Source organism: Trinickia sp. NRRL B-1857 (assembly GCF_050470685.1).
GTDB lineage: Bacteria > Pseudomonadota > Gammaproteobacteria > Burkholderiales > Burkholderiaceae > Trinickia.
In genome coordinates, this window is the sequence record NZ_JBFLUK010000001.1 from 1,741,683 (window position 1) to 1,760,524 (window position 18,842).

An 18,842-nucleotide genomic window follows, 5' to 3' on the forward strand; every position below is an offset into this window, starting at 1 on the left:
AACGGCGCTTCGTAAATCGAAGCGCCGTTTTTACATGGGCGAAGCAGATTCGCCCAACCTTCTTTCGCTTACTCGACTTCCACGGTTTCCGGGCTCGCATTGCGCGGCGCGGCGTTTTCGTCGAACGTGAGCTGCACCTTGTCGCTTTCGTCGACATCGACCGTCACGCGCCCGCCGCTCATCAGCTTGCCGAAGAGCAGCTCGTCCGCCAGCGCACGACGGATCGTATCTTGGATCAGACGCTGCATCGGACGTGCGCCCATCAGCGGGTCGAAGCCGTGCTTGGCCAAATGCTTACGCAATGCATCGGTGAAGAGCGCATCGACCTTCTTCTCATGCAGTTGATCTTCGAGCTGCATGAGGAACTTGTCGACCACGCGCATGATGATTTCCTCATCGAGCGAACGGAAGCTGATGACCGAATCGAGCCGGTTACGGAACTCGGGCGTGAACATCCGCTTGATGTCGGCCATTTCGTCGCCCGTTTCCCGACGGGACGTGAAGCCGATCGTACCTTTCTGCATCGATTCCGCGCCCGCATTCGTCGTCATGATGATGATGACGTTACGGAAGTCGGCCTTGCGCCCGTTGTTATCCGTCAGCGTGCCGTGGTCCATGACCTGAAGCAGCACGTTGAAGATATCCGGATGCGCTTTTTCGATCTCGTCGAGCAGCAGCACGCAGTGCGGCTTCTTCGTCACGGCCTCGGTCAGCAGCCCGCCTTGATCGAACCCGACGTATCCCGGCGGCGCGCCGATCAAGCGGCTCACGGCATGCCGTTCCATATACTCCGACATATCGAAGCGGATCAACTCGATGCCGAGCGTGAAGGCGAGCTGACGCGCGACTTCGGTCTTACCGACGCCCGTCGGACCCGAGAAGAGGAACGCACCGATCGGCTTATCCGTCTTGCCGAGACCCGCGCGCGCCATCTTGATCGCGGCCGAGAGCGCATCGATAGCCGGATCCTGGCCGAACACGACCGCCTTCAGATCGCGATCGAGCGTTTGCAGCTTGCTGCGATCGTCCTGCGACACGCTTTGGGCCGGCACGCGTGCGATCTTGGAGATGATCTCCTCGATCTCGCCCTTGCCGATCGTCTTCTTCTGCTTCGACTTCGGCAGGATTCGCTGGGCCGCGCCCGCTTCGTCGATTACGTCGATCGCCTTATCGGGCAGATGACGGTCGGTGATGAAGCGCGCCGACAGCTCCGCCGCGGCGGAGAGCGCACCGGACGAGTATTTGACGCCGTGATGCTCTTCGAAGCGTGACTTGAGTCCGCGCAGGATCGCGACGGTCTGCTCGACGGTCGGTTCGGTCACGTCGATCTTCTGGAAGCGACGCGAGAGCGCCGCATCTTTTTCGAAGATGCCGCGATACTCGGTGAAGGTCGTCGCGCCGATGCACTTGAGCGTGCCCGACGAGAGCGCCGGCTTGAGCAAATTCGAGGCATCGAGCGTACCGCCCGACGCGGCGCCCGCGCCGATCAGCGTATGGATTTCGTCGATGAACAAGATGGCGTGGGGGCGCTCCTTCAGCTCCTTGAGCACCGTCTTCAGGCGCTGCTCGAAATCGCCGCGGTATTTCGTACCCGCGAGCAAGGCCCCCATATCGAGCGAGTAGACCTGTGCGTCGGCCAGGATGTCAGGCACCTCGCCGCGCGTGATGCGCCAGGCCAAACCCTCGGCGATTGCCGTCTTGCCGACGCCGGCCTCGCCGACGAGCAGCGGATTGTTCTTGCGCCGGCGGCAGAGCACTTGCACGACACGCTCGACTTCCGCCTCGCGCCCGATGAGCGGGTCGATGCGGCCGTCTTTGGCCATCTGATTCAGATTCTGCGTGAACTGTGCGAGCGGCGTTTCCTTTTGCGACGCGGCGTCTTCCGATTCCGCATTCGCATCGCCCGCTTTGGCGGCATCGCTGCCGTTCGTCTTCGCAATGCCGTGCGAAATGAAGTTCACGACGTCCAAACGCGTCACCCCCTGCTGTTGCAGGTAGTAGACCGCGTGCGAGTCCTTCTCGCCGAAGATCGCCACGAGCACGTTCGCGCCCGTCACTTCCTTCTTGCCGTTCGAGGTGGACTGCACGTGCATGATCGCGCGTTGGATCACACGCTGGAACCCGAGTGTGGGCTGCGTGTCGACGTCGTCGGTGCCGGGCACCGTGGGCGTGTTGTCATGGATGAAGTTGCGCAGGTTCTGGCGCAAATCCTCTATGTTCGCCGCGCACGCCCTCAGCACCTCGGCGGCTGTCGGGTTGTCCAACAATGCCAGCAACAAATGTTCGACCGTGATGAACTCATGCCGCGCTTGGCGTGCTTCCATGAACGCCATGTGCAGGCTGACTTCCAGTTCCTGGGCAATCATGCTTCCTCCATCACGCATTGCAGCGGATGCCCTGCCTGCCTTGCGTGGGTAACGACTTGCTCGACCTTGGTCGCCGCGATATCCCGCGTATAGACCCCACATACCCCCCGCCCTTCGCGATGCACCTTCAGCATGATCTGCGTAGCGGTCTCTCTATCTTTATTGAAATATTCCTGCACGATCATCACGACAAATTCCATTGGCGTGAAATCGTCATTCAGCAGGACAACCTTGTACATGGACGGCGGTTTCAGCGCTTTTTCCTGCCGCTCCAGTACGGTGCCATCCTGCTTGTCCGGGATAATCGCCATACACCCATTCTAAACAACTCGGCCGGACCCGCAATCTGCGCGAAAACCCGACCGACCAGTTGGTGGACCGGGCCACCGTCCAGCGGCGGCCCGCGCGCTGCCCGCGCACCGACCGGAGGACCTCCCGTATCGTGCGCGCCCCGCGCCCTCGCCGTGCCCCGCCGCCGCTTCTCTCGCGCGCGGCCGAGCGTCGCGGCCGATTCGAGTATCGCACATAGCGTGCCGACTTTCCCGGCACCGCATCGAAGCAGGTTGCACGCCACGGCCCGAGGCCACGCCGAGCCTATCTGAGTCGATTATGCGACTTTTCAAGCCCCACCGCTTGCGCTAGCGCACAAAAGGAAAGCGGGAGAAACCCTGAAGCCGCTTACTCGACGCAACGCTCCAGTAAACATCTCAAAATTCACTTGACACCTGGTTAAAGAGATCCAACAATCAAGCTGGCACTTTTTTTCAGCTAGCCAAGAAGTGGGACACGAAAAAAAAATGCCGAGGTGAGCTAGTGCGGAGGGGGCGGTCGCGTAATGCGGCTGTCGAGCTTTTCGAGCGTGCTCGTGGGACATGAGTTACAGGGGAAGTTGGTATGGCAACTGGTACGGTCAAATGGTTCAATGACGCGAAAGGCTTCGGATTCATCACGCCCGATGAAGGCGGTGAGGATCTGTTTGCGCATTTCTCGGCCATCCAGATGAACGGTTTCAAAACGCTCAAGGAAGGTCAGAAGGTGAGCTTCGAGGTCGTGCAAGGACCGAAGGGCAAGCAAGCGTCGAACATTCAGTCCGCAGCTTAAGACTGATTCGACAGCAGCGCCTACGAAAACCCGGCTTCGGCCGGGTTTTTTTATTTACGCGAACGTGCGCCTGACTCGCTTGGTTTGCGCCGACGATCGAAATGTTTTCAAACGTCGGCGCATGTCGCGTGTAATAACCCGATTAGTTCTTATAAACCCACATATTGCTGTAGTACACGCCGTCGGCTTGCCAGCCGAGCTTCACGAAACGCGAAACTTCGGCATTCAATCCTTCGGTCGTGGCGCTGCGGCCTTGGATCGACGGAGCGAAGACTTCCGAATACGAACCTGAAGCATTCGGCGTCGGCAACGTGAGGTAATTGTTGTTATAGTACGCCTCTTGCGGCGCGGTTGCCGTTGCCGCCGTCACCGCGCCGATCGACACGCCGAAGGTCGGCTTCGCCCATTGCGCCATCAGCGCCGGAGCAGTCCAATCCAGTGCGACGGAAGCCTGAGCCGACGTGGCTGCCGAGCCGCCCGGCGTCAGGAAGTTGGCGATCACGTCGCTGCCGAGCGTCTGCCAAGGCACGAGCGCGCCCGCAGCCGCCGCGACGTTCGGGGCAATGTTCATGACCTGGGTCGGTTGTCCGATACGGGTGCCCGTCGTATCGAACAGCGTGACCGTATAGATCCCGTGCTGCGGCAGCGACGCGACGTTGATCGGCTGCGGCGCGTAGTCGGCCAAACCGTTCGGCGCGAAAGCACTTGTGCCGCCCGAGAGCGAAACCCAGTCCCACTTGTAGGACGAGGTCGTGCCGTTGGACTGAGCACAGGTTCCGCAGCCGGTCCAGGGCGCCGTCAGCGCCGTCGTCGGAATCGTCAGGTCGAACGCCGAGTTGCCGAGGCCCGATGCCGTATTGAGCATATACAGGCCGTTGCCGCTGATCCCCGGGCCTTGCACCAATGCGGAACCGACGTTCGTCGTCGTTCCGTTCACCACGAGCGCTTGCGGAATCTGGATGTCGATCCCCGATTCGAAGCGGCCGTTATTGGCATCGGCTGTGTCGGTGAACTGCTTTCGGCCGACAAACGACGCGATATAGACATCGAACTGTTCCTGATTGCCGATGATGTCCCAGGCACCGCTCGGCAGTTTCTGCACGATATCGCTGGCGAATGTCGGCGCGCCGTTCGCACCGACGTAGAGGAAATAAACGAGTGCGGCTTGATTGCCGATCGCCGAAAGCGTCGAAGGCTGCAAGAATGCGATCGTTTTGACGCCGATCAAGCTTTTAGCGCTGAACAGACCGCCGTGACGGGTCTGCATCGAGTGATAGCCGTCGTTCAAATAACCGGCGTCTATCGCGGTCGCGCAGGCGGCCGTGTTTTTCGCAATGCACTGTCCGAGCGACTGAACGAGGGAGGCCAGATAATCGGCCTTTTGTGCGGGTGCGGTCAGCGTCGGCGGCGTTCCGCTATTGCGCTTCAGACGAAACACGGTATTGGGATCGGCCACGCTCGACAATTGCAAGCCGGTGCCGCTGGTCGACGGCGCGATCTCGACCGAATCGATCACGGCGTCCGCGCCAGTTTGGTCGGCCGTGAATTTGCCGCCGATCGGATCGAACGTCGCCGGCGAGAGGTTGTACTGAGCCAAAATCGGCGCAAGCGACGTATTAAGTTGCGTCACGGCGGCGTTGACCGCCGACGGCGACACGGCACTGAGCGCCGTGCTCGAGGCCAGATCCCCCGGATTGCCGGTATCGGTCAACTCGGCGGCTACCGCCGTCGTCAGCGTCGTCACGTTGGCCGTGATCGACGTCGCACCGGTCGTCGTCGTGCTTGTCACGATCGAGTACAGAGTCGAGCTGGCGCCGCTTGTGTCGGACGCCGTGATCAACAGCGGCGAGGTCAAGCCGGCGAGTTGAATCGTATACGCGCCCGTGCTGTCGCTCGTCGTCGATACGGTTTTGCCGGTTGCATCCATCACCGCGACGAGGGACCCGCTAAGCGCATTGCCGATCGCGACCGTCCCGCTCATCGATGAAGCTGCCACCGTCGAGGTCCCCGAAGAACTCGACGTCGTGTCCCCGCCCCCACCGCCGCCGCACGCTGCTAGCACCGCAATCAACGATGCGCACAAGCTGAACTTCGCAGCCCCGGCTTTACAAATTGTTTTCAATTTATTTGCCCTTTGTTTTCAGTCTCGGTTTTTAATCGGCACGGTCAGTCACTCGGAGTGCCGCCGAAAGACGTTAACGTCTTTCGGCGCATTTGTCTTGAATATTTATCAGAAGGCAAAATGAAATAGAAAGGCACGTTAAGAAAGGCCGCGGCCTATCTAAGCCTGAAAGGTGTGCCGTCCATCGCCACCTTTTTTACGGTACAAGGTTCAGACCGGAAGCGCCGCGCCGCCTATACTCGCTGCACTGTTTGTGCGTGTCGTCTATGCGGCCGTCTGTTTCTCCGTTACACGGAAACGGGCGGTTATTTCGTCGATCCGCGTATCCGCCCACTCGACGCAAGCCTAATCGTCGACGCGCCGCTCGAGAATGACCAATGATCCCTCCCCTCCGACCACGCGCCCTGGTGATCGATGCCGCACCCGCTCCGCTGCTGTTCGAGGAGCTGGACGCCTTTTTGGAGCGTGGTATCGACGTGACGCTGAATCTAAGGAACGTACCGGAGCGCGATGCCGTCCGTCAGCGCTATGCCGGACAGCTCTCATACGACGATTTCGACGGCTTTGCCCCCGCCTCGGTGCTCGCCGCACTCACTCGCGATGGGATCGGTCATGAGGCACTGAAAACCCGGATCAATGTACCGATCGACAGGTCCATCATCGAAGGCGGCGTGGCGCCGGCTTTGCAACGCCGCCTATCGGTGATCGCTCAAGCCGGGGTAGGCGTCGACCATATCGATATCGAATCGGCAACACGCGAACGGGTCGCCGTGACCAATACACCCGGCTCGAACGCCGATGCGGTGGCTGAGTTCGCCCTTTGCCAGATGCTCGCTCTCACAAGGCGCATCATCGCCTACAACGCCGCTAGCCAGGACGGCATCTGGGCGAAATCGAATGCCGGACCTGTCGCGCCCGAACTGTCTGAGCTCACGCTGGGACTCATCGGCGTCGGAAACATTGCACGCCGTTTTGCCGAGAAGACTCGGTTGCTGGGGATGCGCGTCATTGGTTTGGGTTCGGAGCGATTTACGCCCGAAGAAGCTCGCGCGGTTGGAATCGAGCATATGCAATCACTCGATGCACTGCTCGCCGACGCTGACGTCGTTTCGTTGCACGCCCCGCTGACCAAAGCGACGCGGCATATGATCGGCATGCCGCAGCTAAAGCGGATGAAACGCGGTGCGGTGCTCATCAATACGGCGCGCGGAGAGCTAGTTGATGAACTGGCGCTATCGAAAGTCCTATCCGATCCGAATGGGCCGCTCGCGGGCGCAGCGATCGACACCTTCGCCAAGGAAAAAGCGCAATTCGCATCGCCCTTGATCGGTATCGAGAACGCACTACTAAGCCCGCATATCGCTGGGACGACGCGCAGCGCGATTCGGGCTGCCGCCCTTGGGGCGGTCGAAAATATCGCGGCGATTCTAAACGGTCAAACCAATGTCACGCTCGCCAATCCGGGAGCCCGACTTCCATCAGGCGCACCAAGTAACACGTAACGCGCCGTTGCAGATCGACGTTTGCGCCGGCTTGATGACGACGTCGGCTGCTTCCGTCCAAACCGAATGCAGCAGCCTTATTTCGGGCGAGCAGATTTCCGAGCTTGGACTCGCGTAGCCCTTACCGGCGTACTCTCGTGTCGTGCATCGTTTCGAACGGCACAAAGAGCACACTCCAGGCTCGCAAAAACATGAGATGTATCAACGGCCCATGCCACACTTGCGTGCTTTCGTTCAACCGATGGAGTTTTCGATGTCTAAGCTTCCGCCTACCGACTGGGATCAGATTCGACACGTCTTATCCGCGGCAATCGATTTTTGCGAGCAACTGGAAACACTCGGGTATTCCGAGGACGCCCGGACGCAATCGGCGCTGATCAACGGGAAGAATGTGTCGGCGTTCGAGGTCGTCACAAGCGCGTGGTCGATTGCGGAGGCTACGCGCTATGCGGTCGTTCGCTCGCGCCACGATACGGACAACGACCTGCCGTATGTGCCCGAAACCGCGCGCATCATCGCAGCGGCGGCCGGTGTCTGCGCCGAGCTTGTACATAGCGATGGGAAGGTCGCGTCGGCGGCGATCGACCACCTGACGACATGGCTCAAACGCGACGGGCTCAAGGCACTGAAGGCGACGCTGAATCAGCCCTGAACGTCCTGCGCCGAAAGAAATACCCTACCGCGCAACCGCCTGTGGGCTGTGCTGCCACACTGGAAACCGGGCCATTTCGTGCAAACCGCGAGGCGTCGCAAAGGGCATCAGCTCGGCCCACGTGGCGCCATCGTGCGTGCCGTACAAGATCAGCGCCTGCTCTACGCTCAACGCGCGATCGAACCATCGACGGAAGCCGTCGAAAACCTCGGCTTTCCACAGCGCATCCACGCTGTCATAGACCTTTTGCTGCCCCGGTATCGACATCGTATTGATCCAGCCCCCCGGCGCTTTCCCCGGTCTATTCTCGAGACATTTCAGCAAATCCCAGCAGCGGCCCCGGTAATGCACGCTCGCTGCGAGCGTCGTGCCGCTCACGAAAATTCTGATCGCCGGATGCAGTTTCGACAGTCGAAATTCAGTGGACGTTCTGCGCTGTTCGCGCGGCAGACGTTGGATGTCGCCCGTCGATGCGCATAGAGAGGATAGCCAATCGTAGACGACGCGGCGTCGAGCGGAGCAGTGGATGTACGCGCGGCGCATTTCGCTCGCCTTGCTCCACTTGTATCGAATCGATTGGATGTCGTGCGCGCGCGATCGGCGCACCGGGCCGAGTTTCCGTTTCGGTGACAATGGGCGCCGCTGCTCAAAGAGCCCCGACCGTCGCGTCCGCGTTTTACGTTTGATCTCTCTTTGCATGCCGGCCAGCATGCATCCAAGTCTGCGTTCGCGCGTTTGCCGCAGCGCCTCTTTACTTTGCCCGGCTGCCCTGTCTCGACAATTCGCAGCCGCCGCTACTACCGAAGGCGGCTGCGGCGGCGCTTTAACCGTCTAACTACAGACGCAGGCATCTATCGGAAGCTTCGAGCCCAATAGCTGCCTGCGCGGACATCACCAGCGATAACCGACGCCTGCGCCCGCTGCCACGGAACCATGACCGGAAACCGGCGTGGAAACCGAGCCCTTCATCATCCACGAACGGGTAGCGACCGACAGACCGACGGCCATGGCCGATTGACCGCCGTATGTACCACCACCGAGGGCGACGACCTTCTCGCCCGGCAGCACGGCTTGAGGCAGATTCGCCATGGCGATCGCAGCGGCCGAACCTGCATCCGAATCCTTGCGGTACTTGTTTAGATCGCTGCGGATCGAGCCAACGGCGCTATCCAGTTGGCGCACATTCACCGCGTCGGTGGGTGCCGTACCATCGGCAACGTTGGTGATTTGGCGCTCGGCACCCGGCGCACCGACGGAAACTGTGTTGTCCCGGTCTGCGACGCTACCCGCGCCCAAGGCAACCGAATTGTTGCCCGTGACGGTGGTGTTCGACCCGATTGCCGTTCCGTTGGTCCCGGTAACATTGCTGTTCGTGCCGACAGCCGTTCCGTTGGTCGAGGTAACGATCGCTTGATGACCGACAGCGGTGCCGCCGTTCGCGGCAACGTCGCTGCTCGAACCCACGGACGTTGCATTGGCAGCGCCCGCCGTTGCACCGGTGCCGGTTGCCGTGCCCGTTGCATCGAGCACGTTTGTGTTTCCGCCCGGCATCGAGTTGACTTTCCCGACGAGCGACGACAGTTGCGTAGCCACGCTAAAGAGCTGCGATCCGTTTATGGCGTCCGTGCTCGTTGCCGCGATCTGGCCGGCCGCAACGTTGACGATCTGCCGCTCCGTGCCTGCGGCGCCAACACTGACCACGCCGACCGGATTGGAAGCGGCAAATCCGCTATACGTGATACCGCCGACGACTTGACTTGCGACCGTCGTTGCAGCCTTCGTCGCCGAGCTATTTCCGAGTGCAACGCTATTTGCATTCGCGGCGCTCGCTTGATCGCCGATCGCAACAGACATGTTCCCCGTTGCTTGCGAACGGTCGCCGAGTGCGACTGCCCATGTACCCGTTGCGTTCGAAGCCCAGCCTGCGGCAACCGTGTTTTGTCCCGTCGCAGTCGCTTGCGTGCCCATCGCGACGGAGCCCGACGAACCCGTCACGGCGGCGAAGCCGACTGCGGTCGTCGAAAAACCGTTGGCGATCGCCCCCGAGCCCAATGCCGTATTGTTCGTCCCGTTTGCAACGCTGCCTTGTCCGAAGGCCGAGGTGTTCGCACCGATAGCGCTCGAATTCGCGCCGTTCGCGACAGAATTGTCTCCGGACGCGGTGCTGTTGTAGCCGGCCGCAGTCGAATTCGCACCACTCGCGAATGCGCCCGAACCATACGCTGCACCGTGCAAGCCGCTCGCTTCCGCCCCTGCACCGGCTGCGATTGCCTGAGCACCGCCTGCCGTCGCCGTGTTGCCGATCGCGATCGCGGAGTCGCCCGTTGCCAAGGCGGCGCCGCCGACAGCGACGGAAACGCGGCCCGTGGCCGATGCAGCGGTGCCGCCTGCAAACGATTCATTGCCCGTCGCGTTCGACGACACGCCGATAGCCGTACCGTTGTGGGTCGAGTTCGACTGGAATCCCACGGCTGTATTGCCGGTCGAGAAGGATGTGCTTCGTTGCGTGCTGTCCGTGCGCCAGTTGTCGATCAGCGAAGTGTCTGTGCCGCTCGCGCCGGCGGTTGCCGTTGCGCCTAGCGCCGTCGAATTGGCGGAGGTAGCCGACGACGATCCGCCGACTGCGACCGCGTTGTTTGCCGTTGCGTTCGTATTCGCGCCCACCGTCGTGGCGTTCACGCCAGTTGCCGTTGCGCGGTCACCGACAGCCGTAGCTTGGCCACCTTGGGCGACGACCGCATTGCCCACCGCGGTGTTTTGACTCGTGCCGTCCGCGCCAGCGACAGCGGGGTTACTCCCACCCGTCGTTGCTGTCGGCGCTGCGCTCGCGCCGCCGACCGTCGAGACGATGCCCTTCGCTTCGCCGCCCACCGCAAGGTTATCTGCGTGGGCGTAACCTGCCGTCAGCGCAAGCGCCGTGACGATCGCCAGTGAGACCTTGGACTTTGCGGGCGTGGCCGCCCCTCGATTCGAATTCATTTTTTGTCTATTTCCGTCGTTGAAAAAAACACCATGGCTTCGCTTCTTCCGCCGGTAGCGCAAAGCAGGCGCCCTGCTTTGCGGCGGATTTTTACAGAAAGCTGGCCGATTACAGCGACGGTTTGGCCGATTTTGACAATATTTGAGACTTATACGACTTTTCAGGTTGCCTTCACCCAACATTGACTATTGTTTTGTTGCTCATATCGTTACAGTCGCTCCACCCCTGTAGCTCGTGAGGCGCCAGGCGGCGGCGGGCTCCGTCAGTCTCGGATGAGGGACGTGAGATAAAATGAAGCAAAGGGGGATCGATGACCGATAGGCGAGCGGGTGTTGGGCGAACCGGGTCGAAGGTGGGAACGGACGACCAGCGCAGGGGGATGTCGACGCAGGAAAGGGTCTTCCTTACACGCATCGGAGATGCCTTGGCACGTGCGCGGATGGAACGGCGCATGACGCAGGAAGAAGTGTCCGCACAACTGGGTGTGAATCCGGAAACGATCAGCCGCTTTGAACGCGGTCACACGGCCCCGCCGTTATTCCGGCTGTTCGAGCTTGCGACGCTCTATGGCGTACCACCCGAATCGCTGATCGCTGGGGGCGGTGGGCGTTCGCTCGATCCGGCACGCGAAATCTCCTCGCTGCTGGATAACCTTGCACCGGCCGACCAGGAATTTATCCGCCAATGGGTATCGGCGATGTGCGCGCATTTATCGAACAGGTAGGGAGCGCGGTCGACGGTGATCGAACCGCAGGACAAACAAAAAAACGCCGATAAACCAATGGTCTATCGGCGTTTTTTCTACCACGCGGCAGTACCTACACTGCCTGCGATACACGCTTACATATTCTCGATCAAAATCTACGGATCGCCGATAAGCCATTGATTCATAACGATCCAGATGGCGGCGAGATGCTCGTTCCCCGTCAATTTCCCCGTCACGAAAAATCCAAACGCCGGACGCGCGCGAATGCCGAACGTGCCCGACCGTCGCGGAATTCGACATGATGCCGTTGGGAACGAATCGCCGCCCAACACTTCCGGCGCACCTTGCACTCAGCCGATGGGATAGAAACGTGTCGCAATGGCGCGCGCGTCCGTCTCGACCATAGCATCGTGGACGAAATTCCGTTTTGCCACGTAGCGCATGCAGCGGAGTCCTGTTTCGTCGTACACCATCAATTTCGCCAGCCAGTCTTCGCCAAAATCGATGTAGACCGGGCATGTGGCATCGAGCCACGTGCGGCGCGGTCGAACCCAGTCGTACTGCCGGTGCCCGCTGTACGCTTGCCCTAACTGCTCTTCAATTTCGTCTATGAAGTGAACTAAGTGCATGTCACCGCCCAAGTCCGCCTTGGTCGCGTTGGCGTTGTGCTCCAAGGCGTCCGATACCCGGAAGAACACACCGTCGAATGTGCCCGGTAAATGCCGGTACGTCTTGGCCCAGACCAGATCACGCGCCAGCTCGGACGCTGGATCTGGCAGCGGGTGATAAATGTCAAAATTCTGTCGGAAGCCGCTGCCGTCGACGACCCAGACAAGGTTCCCGTAGAACGCTTCGCGGGAACTTCGCTCGGCGTCGGTCATCGCCGAATGTTGAACCTCGATGACGATGCCGGTTGGCGTCTTGATATCCGCGCGATGGATTTCGCCATCAGGCGCGACATGCGAGATTTCCCGGCAGTCAGCAGGAAACCGATTTTTCCACTCACGATGCCACAGCGTTTCGTTCTCCCACCACGGATCGCAGTCGCGGCGGCTGGCATGCGCCCAATGATGCATCACGCGCGGGCCACATTTCGCGACGGTCGGCGCGCCGCACGTCGAGCAGTTGCCGTGACCGCCCGGAAACGCCTCGCGGCGCTCGTCTTCAACATTGGCGAACTGCACCCGTCATCCCCTTTGCGTCTGATTTCTTGGCGTAACCACACTGCACCGGAACGCGCCCGCTCGTCGTGGTTCGACGACGAATTTTTCATATCTGCGGAGGCCCTTCATACGGGCGGTCGAACCGTATATGCTCGGCTCCCTTCATGTCGGGGTTACCGTCTCTGAATTCCTTCCAGACCGATTCCGCCGTCCTGTCCGGCCACAGATGGTTAATTAAGTGCATGTGCGGCCCGCCCTTGAAGTGATTTTTGTACTGCCACACGTCGCGGTTGTCAAAATAGAAGAACAGCCACTTCGAATGGTCGGGCCAATAGAAGATGTGCCCGACAAGATATCTGCGCTCTTCGAGAAGCTGGTACCACTTGCGCATTGCCTTCGTTTGCGTCTCGGTCAACGGGCCGTTGTTGATATCCCCGATCCTCTTAGCGTCCTCATCGGTCCATATCACACTGCCCGGAAAATCCCGATAAGAAATGTGGTGCGTCCAAGGATGCAGCACACCGGAATCGCAAGCCACGATGAAGTCGGTGAAGGCTGCCTCGGTAATCACCGCCTGCTTGCATATCTTCTTCACGTCGCTGAGCTTCTTCGCGCTCACCAAGTCCTCGATGGCTTGCATCGCGGCTCTGTCCTGCGGCGTCGGGTTGCGATTTATCAGCATGCGGCAAACTTGTCGGTTTGTACTGGCAGGCACGAGCGACATTCTGCCACGCCCACCGCATGTACCCGCGATGTAGAGCGCCCAGCAGATACACTCCTCGGCATCCGAACGACCGATTTGCAATCACAAATCCGCGTAGGCCGGTAGCAAGTCCTGATCGACTAAGCGAATTTCGATGCGGTTCGCGGCTTCGACGTGTTCGGGGTTGTCCACCGAAAACACCGCATCAGTGACGCTCGCGATGATCGTGCCGGTTTCCTTTCCGTTCCGCGCCTTCACGGAAATCAGCGCCCGCGCCTCGGGCACCTGCTGGACGGTGATGACCTTCGGCAAGTACAGCATCCAGCCAACACCGGGCTTGTCGTCGAAAACCTGTTTCGGCGAATACTTTCGCGGCGCGGCTGTCACGTAGGACGGCGCGTAGGCATCAGCGATTGCCGCAACGACCTGGGCGACCGATTGGAAATCGCCGAGTCGGGAAGCGTCCGCGCCCTCTTCGCCTAGCGAGAGGTCGAAATCATGCGTCAACGGATCGTTATCAAACGCCAGTGAGAGCGCAGCGCCATCTTTCTTTTGCTCGTGTCCATTCCACATGGCGATCGACTTCGCGAGGTGCTCTTCATTTCTATATTCCTCGTTCAGCACCGCGATAGCTGCTGTCGTTGGCGTGCCGTCAGCTTCGTAAACCGGGTAAAGAAGCGCCTCGTCCTTCGTGTCCCCTGTCAAAAACCATTCAGACAAGCGACGATCCTTCGCAGCGAGCACATCAATGACCCGCCGTGCCCGTTTCAAGTGGAAGACGTAGTCGGATTGAGCAACGTCTAGCGTTTCGCGAAATTGAGCTATAAATTGCATGGCTTTACGGTTGATAGATCGAGGAAACACGTGCCCGCCGCAGGTCGGGCAGCAGGTATTCACGCGCGTGCGGTGTCATGAAATACCACATGAGCCGCGTCGGCGGGTTGCTGTTCACTACGACCGCCTGCCGGTTCAGCTGGTCGCGCACCTTCTTGAAGCCCCTGTACCAAAAAATCGGCTCCCCATCATCGAGGAATTGGTCGTAGTCGCCCTTAGTTTCCTGCAAAAGACATTCACTGGCCTGAAACCCGTCGAAGTCGATCCCAAGCCATTGCCATTCGTCGCTCCACCGGCACTCCTCAACGTCGAACGCGAAGCCCGTGATGCGCGCTTGGTAGCTGTAAGAATTCCAGTTGACTCCGTGGTTGCGGCGAATCTTCGACCCGCCTTCGGGCGGACATTTCTTGCACTTTTCGTCGGCGCGCGGCAGTGTACGCACGGCGGGCGCTGCCTTGCTGTCTTCCTTTTTCGTATCACCAGACAGACTACCCGTTGCCCCCACCGCTGCTCCGCCCAATAAAGCCGCGCCAGCGCGCGCCAAGGTTTGCCCAAGGGCCTCCACTGCCCCCTCGATCACCGGAACCGCCAGACCTGCCATTATTCATTCCCCCACGAAATTCAGGATGCTCGATTTTCCAGCGCATGACGCGCAGGTAGTCATGAAAGCGTTCGTCAGCCGAACGGCCCGGACGCGTGAGCCACGCGCGTATCGCAGGCTGCTCGTAAAAGCTGGGCGCATACGCCTCGATACGAAGGAACGCGGCCAGATTTTCATCGCGCTCGATGCCAAGCGCACGCGCTGCTTTGAATGCCCGCCACAGCCTGGACGAAAGCGTCGGATCGTCGGCGAGCTTCGGCTCTTGCTTGCACAAATCGGCACGCACGCCTTCGACAAACCGTTTGGCGTCAATATCGGCGAGCGCCGCAACCTGCTCTGTCGTCAGTTCAAGCATGCGGATGCACCCTTTTCAGTTCGCCGTTGATTTCCACAAACCAATCGAACGTCGGCACAAAGAATTCGATGCGCTGCGTGAACGAAAACAGTTCCGCGATTTCACTCATCAAGCGTGCGTCATAAAAGCGGAGCAAGGCGGTTCGACCGTCCGGCATACGGGCGTTCAAACGCCCTGCAAGCTCTTCGGCAAGCGCCGGAAAGGGGTACGCACTGACAAGCCATGAAACGCCGTCATCACCCGCTCCCATCGTAAATAGAGACTGTTGCACGGCGCTCGACGCGTCGGCGAAATCGATCAGCCACGGCCCAGCGTCAGCCAACGACGCGTCGGGCGTTCCGTCGAATAATCCGATAGTGGCTCCTGGCCGCTCAACTGTTTCACCGCGTCCGTATAGCAGGGCGTCGACAAGCGCGTACAGCCGGACAGGAAGCGACGCCTGCGCTTGGCGCTGCGCGAAATGAACTTCGATTTTTGCGGGCTGCACGACTTACCCCCGCATGACCATCGTTGCGCCGCTTTTAGCTGCCGCGATCAAGCACTCAAGGCAAAGTGTCGGCGTCGGCGACAGCGGCATTGCAGTAGCTGCTGCTGCGACCGCGGTGCCTGTATTTGCGTGACCTTCGCCGTCGTCGCTGATCGTGGAATTCGATTGCGAAGCGATCAACGTCGCGCCGCACGCTGTCCGCATGCCTTCAACCGCCGTATCGCGCTTGTCGATGATGTGCGGATAACGACGGCCGAGCAGGTCCGGCAAAATCGGGAAATTTCCTTTGCATTGCGGGCAGGCAACCATGTGCCCGACTCCCGAAATGGGCTTGCCGTCTAACGTCGCGGTTGGATTTCCTTCAAGAACCTTGCCGCCGTGCGACGTAGAGTCGCCAGCGCAAATAATGCTGCGTGTCGCCAAGTGGCCCTCTCTCGGATTTTGTTTTATGCAACTTTATCATAAGCGTGTATGTCAACATGAATTCTTTCAGTCAACTTACCGCAACATGTTCTCGAAAGCCTCCGCAACCGCCTCTAGGTGTCTGCTTCGCACTTAGGGCAGCTTCGACCGATCCAACTGCGCGCCTGCCTGTGAGGTCGGAACAAGGCAAGCATTACACCGCCAACTAAGTAGATTTGGAACTCTTCGGGTGCTCATGTAGCATGGCTCTGCGAGTTCAAACGAGCAGCCAATTGGAGTTCAAAAATGATTAAGCGATACGCATATCTCGTCTACTACGAAGCCGGGCCGACGCCGAGTGCGCCAAACCGTTTAACGAAAAGTGAACAGGAGGTGATAGAGGCGTTGCGGGCACTTCCAGAGCACCTAGAGCACTATTTCGACGCAAAGACGACAATTGAGGCATTTGATATCGAAACAGATGATGATCGCGGGCTGTTGCGGGAAGTCGCCATCATAACAAGCCGAGAGGAGGCGAGCGTCGACAGCCACCTCGTTCACGGCCTCAAGGGTCTTGACCTCTGCGGCAACAAATTGTCATGATAATTGATTCGAATTGCTGTTTTCGCACTTGAATGTTGTTCAAGGTCGATCAACATGTCCTCTTAAATTAAAATCAAAACAACACCCACATTAAACAATCACTGGAGAATACATGGCGACAGCAAGCAGTTTATCGTTGGACAAATTTCTGTCCATGCTCGAAAAAGCGGTGAGGCCACAATTTTTCCTTCTTGCCGCGAGCTTCCTGTTCTTCTCAGATTCGATGCTGGCTTATTTTTCTGGTGCCAGCATTAAGGATATTATTATAGAGGGTGGAAAATTCGACATCTCCCTTGCACTGGAGGTCGCCTTGATATTTGTCGCCTTTTCCGGCCTTGTATCACTGATACTTCCGACACTCAAAGTGACGGTCGTTCTAATTTATATTGAGATGCAATATCAAACATGGAAGATCACGAGCCACATAAAAAGGGATTGGATCGGAATCGACGAACCACCATTTAAATTTCACAGAAGAGAGCATAACCGCGTTAGACCGGCCGAACTATTGGATGAAGCCCATGAAAAAGAAAGTAAATTTCTTATGGATAGATACGAGCAGTACGAGCGCGATGAGCGAGAAAGCGAAATCGCTTTAAGAGAAATGCAGGCATATTCATTTTGTTCACTGACATTCATTCTATTAAATTACCTGTTACCAGAAAATCATTCCAATCACACGCTCACAAACTGGGTGGTGAATTATTGCGGCACCAGCTCCCCGGTTTGGATGACGATCGGAGTCCTTGGTTGGCTTGTTGTTCTGCCGGTGCATCAGGACGATTTTAGTAAGAAATGGATTTATTGCCCCCCTCTTTACAAGAAATTGGAAGCAGCGGAAGAGGAACGCCGGAAAATCGAGCAAGAATGGACAAGGAGACGGGGCTAGGTACTGGACGCACGTAGGATGCGCAGTCGATAGTCGCCCACGGCCATCGCTTCGCGTGTGCGTCATCGCCAAGTCGGCACTTCGATAGGGGCAAAATGCGTTCGGTACAGCAATATTCGCTCGAAGGCCCCCGCGTGGACCGTCACCCCGTCCGGCCAAGAAATGTCTTGATCGGATGCCGGATTCCAAAAATTCACGACCATCAACAACCAATACGCGTCGCAGGGGCGGTACTTCTTCGCCCGCTCCGTCTTCTCTGCAATGGTTTTCTCGATGCGAGGCAATGCGAGCGAAGGCACAGCGTAGCTTTGGGTGACGCGCCATTTCGCATCAGGATATTCGCGACCGTTCCAATACACCCATTCGAGTTCGGGTATATGTTCGAAGGCGTAGTCGGGAACAGCGTCCGACGGCCCCTGCTCGATGCTTCGTCCGAGTTCCGCGATGGCCTCGGCAAGCGGCTCGACCTTGCCGATTGGCTTGTCGAAATTGAACGCGAAATGAAGCTCTATCGGGCGACCGCCTGCGACGCTGTACAGCGCTTGCGCCTGCTTCACTACAGCATCGCGGTACCTCTGCTGCATCTGTTCGCTACTTGGGTTGTCGCCGTCCACGTGGTACAGGTCAGTGATTTCGATGCCGATCTTTCGCGGGCCGTCGATAACCACATCCGGGATATCACCGTGCAGGATCGTGCCTTCTGGTAGCTCGAAATCGCGGGCGAACAGATCGAAGACGGCCTTCTCTTGCTCGCGCTTCTTGTCGTTTTTGGTGGATCGACCCATCGCCCTCGCCCTTGCTGATTTGTTGCGCGCTCGAATTTCGACTACTCGACCTTGACGATATACGAGCCGTCTACCTCGTCGTCGGGGCTGTCATCGTAGTGTGTCATTTCCGCACGCACGAAGTAGGTCCTACCCTTCGGCACGACGAACGGCACCAACTCATCGTAGGCGATGCCCGGTTCCATAACGTAGCCGCCCGAATATCGCTCCACGAAATTTGGCACGCTGAATTGGACGGGCAACTTGTCCGCGTCCACCGGGCCGTCAGGCAATGTCGCAGGCAATTCGCCGACTGTGATTTTGATATCGCCTTCCTTACCGCCGTCCAGTTCGATAGGCACCTTGCCTGCATTCTTTGGGCGGACGTGAACGAGCAGCAGCCGCCGATCACCGTCGTAGGGCATAACGTCCGCAGTGACGCTGATGTTCGGATTCGCTTCGTGGGTATCTTCCACCGAAAAATTGTGAACGACCCAATAAGCGCCGACAGGTAGCGCAATCAACGAGCCGCAAGTCAGCGCAAGCTCGGCCCATGTCTTGACCGTTTCCAGTTCAAAACGCATCTGGTCCCCGATGGTCTGTTCTCCGGCA

The 18,842-nt window shown here is 58.9% G+C and carries 20 protein-coding genes; 6 read left to right on the forward strand and 14 right to left on the reverse strand.

The features are described from left to right. Positions 1 to 68: 68 nt before the first annotated feature. Positions 69 to 2,366 (reverse strand): ATP-dependent Clp protease ATP-binding subunit ClpA, encoded by a 2,298-nt coding sequence (clpA, locus tag AB1286_RS07680; RefSeq protein WP_430362697.1) that lies wholly within the window; start codon positions 2,364 to 2,366, stop codon positions 69 to 71. Then, positions 2,363 to 2,677 (reverse strand): ATP-dependent Clp protease adapter ClpS, encoded by a 315-nt coding sequence (gene clpS / locus AB1286_RS07685; RefSeq protein ID WP_102648748.1) that lies wholly within the window; start codon positions 2,675 to 2,677, stop codon positions 2,363 to 2,365. Before clpS ends, clpA begins: the two co-directional genes overlap by 4 nt. Positions 2,678 to 3,260: 583 nt before the next feature. Between clpS and cspD the strand changes: the two genes are divergently transcribed. Continuing rightward, the gene (gene cspD / locus AB1286_RS07690; RefSeq protein ID WP_007586257.1) at positions 3,261 to 3,467 is read left to right on the forward strand and encodes a cold shock domain-containing protein CspD; all 207 of its coding nucleotides are present in this window, start codon (positions 3,261 to 3,263) and stop codon (positions 3,465 to 3,467) included. A gap of 142 nt (positions 3,468 to 3,609) precedes the next feature. On the opposite strand, the gene AB1286_RS07695 is transcribed toward cspD, so the two are convergent. After that, positions 3,610 to 5,463 (reverse strand): cell wall anchor protein, encoded by a 1,854-nt coding sequence (locus tag AB1286_RS07695; RefSeq protein WP_430362698.1) that lies wholly within the window; start codon positions 5,461 to 5,463, stop codon positions 3,610 to 3,612. 503 nt (positions 5,464 to 5,966) lie between these two features. Between AB1286_RS07695 and AB1286_RS07700 the strand changes: the two genes are divergently transcribed. Next, the gene (locus AB1286_RS07700; RefSeq protein WP_430362699.1) at positions 5,967 to 7,091 is read left to right on the forward strand and encodes an NAD(P)-dependent oxidoreductase; all 1,125 of its coding nucleotides are present in this window, start codon (positions 5,967 to 5,969) and stop codon (positions 7,089 to 7,091) included. A 253-nt stretch (positions 7,092 to 7,344) separates the two neighbouring features. Continuing rightward, a complete protein-coding gene (locus AB1286_RS07705) occupies positions 7,345 to 7,743 on the forward strand; it encodes a hypothetical protein (RefSeq protein WP_430362700.1) in 399 nt (132 codons plus the stop codon). A gap of 24 nt (positions 7,744 to 7,767) precedes the next feature. Here AB1286_RS07705 and AB1286_RS07710 read toward each other — a convergent pair whose 3' ends face one another. Further along, positions 7,768 to 8,349, reverse strand: a complete 582-nt coding sequence (locus AB1286_RS07710) for a hypothetical protein (protein WP_430362701.1) — start codon at positions 8,347 to 8,349, stop codon at positions 7,768 to 7,770. A 285-nt stretch (positions 8,350 to 8,634) separates the two neighbouring features. Then, positions 8,635 to 10,722: a YadA family autotransporter adhesin gene (locus tag AB1286_RS07715; RefSeq protein WP_430362702.1), complete on the reverse strand. Its 2,088-nt coding sequence runs from the start codon at positions 10,720 to 10,722 to the stop codon at positions 8,635 to 8,637. A gap of 380 nt (positions 10,723 to 11,102) precedes the next feature. Here AB1286_RS07715 and AB1286_RS07720 point away from each other — a divergent pair, with 380 nt between their 5' ends. After that, positions 11,103 to 11,447, forward strand: coding sequence for a helix-turn-helix domain-containing protein (locus AB1286_RS07720; protein ID WP_430362703.1), 345 nt, complete (start codon positions 11,103 to 11,105; stop codon positions 11,445 to 11,447). Between the two features lie 332 nt (positions 11,448 to 11,779). Here AB1286_RS07720 and AB1286_RS07725 read toward each other — a convergent pair whose 3' ends face one another. The 7 genes from AB1286_RS07725 to AB1286_RS07755 form a co-directional block, all read right to left on the reverse strand. Beyond that, positions 11,780 to 12,613 (reverse strand): competence protein CoiA, encoded by an 834-nt coding sequence (locus AB1286_RS07725; RefSeq protein ID WP_430362704.1) that lies wholly within the window; start codon positions 12,611 to 12,613, stop codon positions 11,780 to 11,782. An 85-nt stretch (positions 12,614 to 12,698) separates the two neighbouring features. Beyond that, positions 12,699 to 13,274, reverse strand: coding sequence for a hypothetical protein (locus AB1286_RS07730; protein ID WP_430362705.1), 576 nt, complete (start codon positions 13,272 to 13,274; stop codon positions 12,699 to 12,701). Positions 13,275 to 13,397: 123 nt separating this feature from the next. Further along, the gene (locus tag AB1286_RS07735) at positions 13,398 to 14,129 is read right to left on the reverse strand and encodes an immunity 52 family protein (RefSeq protein ID WP_430362706.1); all 732 of its coding nucleotides are present in this window, start codon (positions 14,127 to 14,129) and stop codon (positions 13,398 to 13,400) included. 4 nt (positions 14,130 to 14,133) lie between these two features. Beyond that, positions 14,134 to 14,730: a restriction endonuclease fold toxin 5 domain-containing protein gene (locus tag AB1286_RS07740; RefSeq protein ID WP_430362707.1), complete on the reverse strand. Its 597-nt coding sequence runs from the start codon at positions 14,728 to 14,730 to the stop codon at positions 14,134 to 14,136. After that, on the reverse strand, positions 14,618 to 15,085 hold the full coding sequence (locus tag AB1286_RS07745) for a hypothetical protein (protein ID WP_430362708.1): 468 nt from the start codon (positions 15,083 to 15,085) through the stop codon (positions 14,618 to 14,620). Before AB1286_RS07745 ends, AB1286_RS07740 begins: the two co-directional genes overlap by 113 nt. Further along, positions 15,078 to 15,572, reverse strand: coding sequence for a DUF4123 domain-containing protein (locus tag AB1286_RS07750; RefSeq protein ID WP_430362709.1), 495 nt, complete (start codon positions 15,570 to 15,572; stop codon positions 15,078 to 15,080). The genes AB1286_RS07745 and AB1286_RS07750 overlap by 8 nt, the downstream gene beginning before the upstream one ends. A 3-nt stretch (positions 15,573 to 15,575) precedes the next feature. Further along, positions 15,576 to 15,995, reverse strand: a complete 420-nt coding sequence (locus AB1286_RS07755) for a PAAR domain-containing protein (RefSeq protein WP_430362710.1) — start codon at positions 15,993 to 15,995, stop codon at positions 15,576 to 15,578. Positions 15,996 to 16,280: 285 nt separating this feature from the next. Here AB1286_RS07755 and AB1286_RS07760 point away from each other — a divergent pair, with 285 nt between their 5' ends. Continuing rightward, complete coding sequence (locus AB1286_RS07760) at positions 16,281 to 16,577, forward strand: hypothetical protein (protein WP_430362711.1); 297 nt, start codon at positions 16,281 to 16,283, stop codon at positions 16,575 to 16,577. A 112-nt stretch (positions 16,578 to 16,689) separates the two neighbouring features. Then, entirely contained in the window at positions 16,690 to 17,466 is a 777-nt protein-coding gene (locus tag AB1286_RS07765) for a hypothetical protein (protein WP_430362712.1), read from the forward strand. Between the two features lie 62 nt (positions 17,467 to 17,528). Here the strand turns inward: AB1286_RS07765 and AB1286_RS07770 are convergent, their stop codons facing one another. Together AB1286_RS07770 and AB1286_RS07775 are read right to left on the reverse strand one after the other, a co-directional pair. Continuing rightward, complete coding sequence (locus AB1286_RS07770; protein WP_430362713.1) at positions 17,529 to 18,251, reverse strand: hypothetical protein; 723 nt, start codon at positions 18,249 to 18,251, stop codon at positions 17,529 to 17,531. A gap of 41 nt (positions 18,252 to 18,292) precedes the next feature. Further along, positions 18,293 to 18,814 (reverse strand): hypothetical protein, encoded by a 522-nt coding sequence (locus tag AB1286_RS07775; RefSeq protein WP_430362714.1) that lies wholly within the window; start codon positions 18,812 to 18,814, stop codon positions 18,293 to 18,295. Between the last annotated feature and the right edge of the window lie 28 nt (positions 18,815 to 18,842).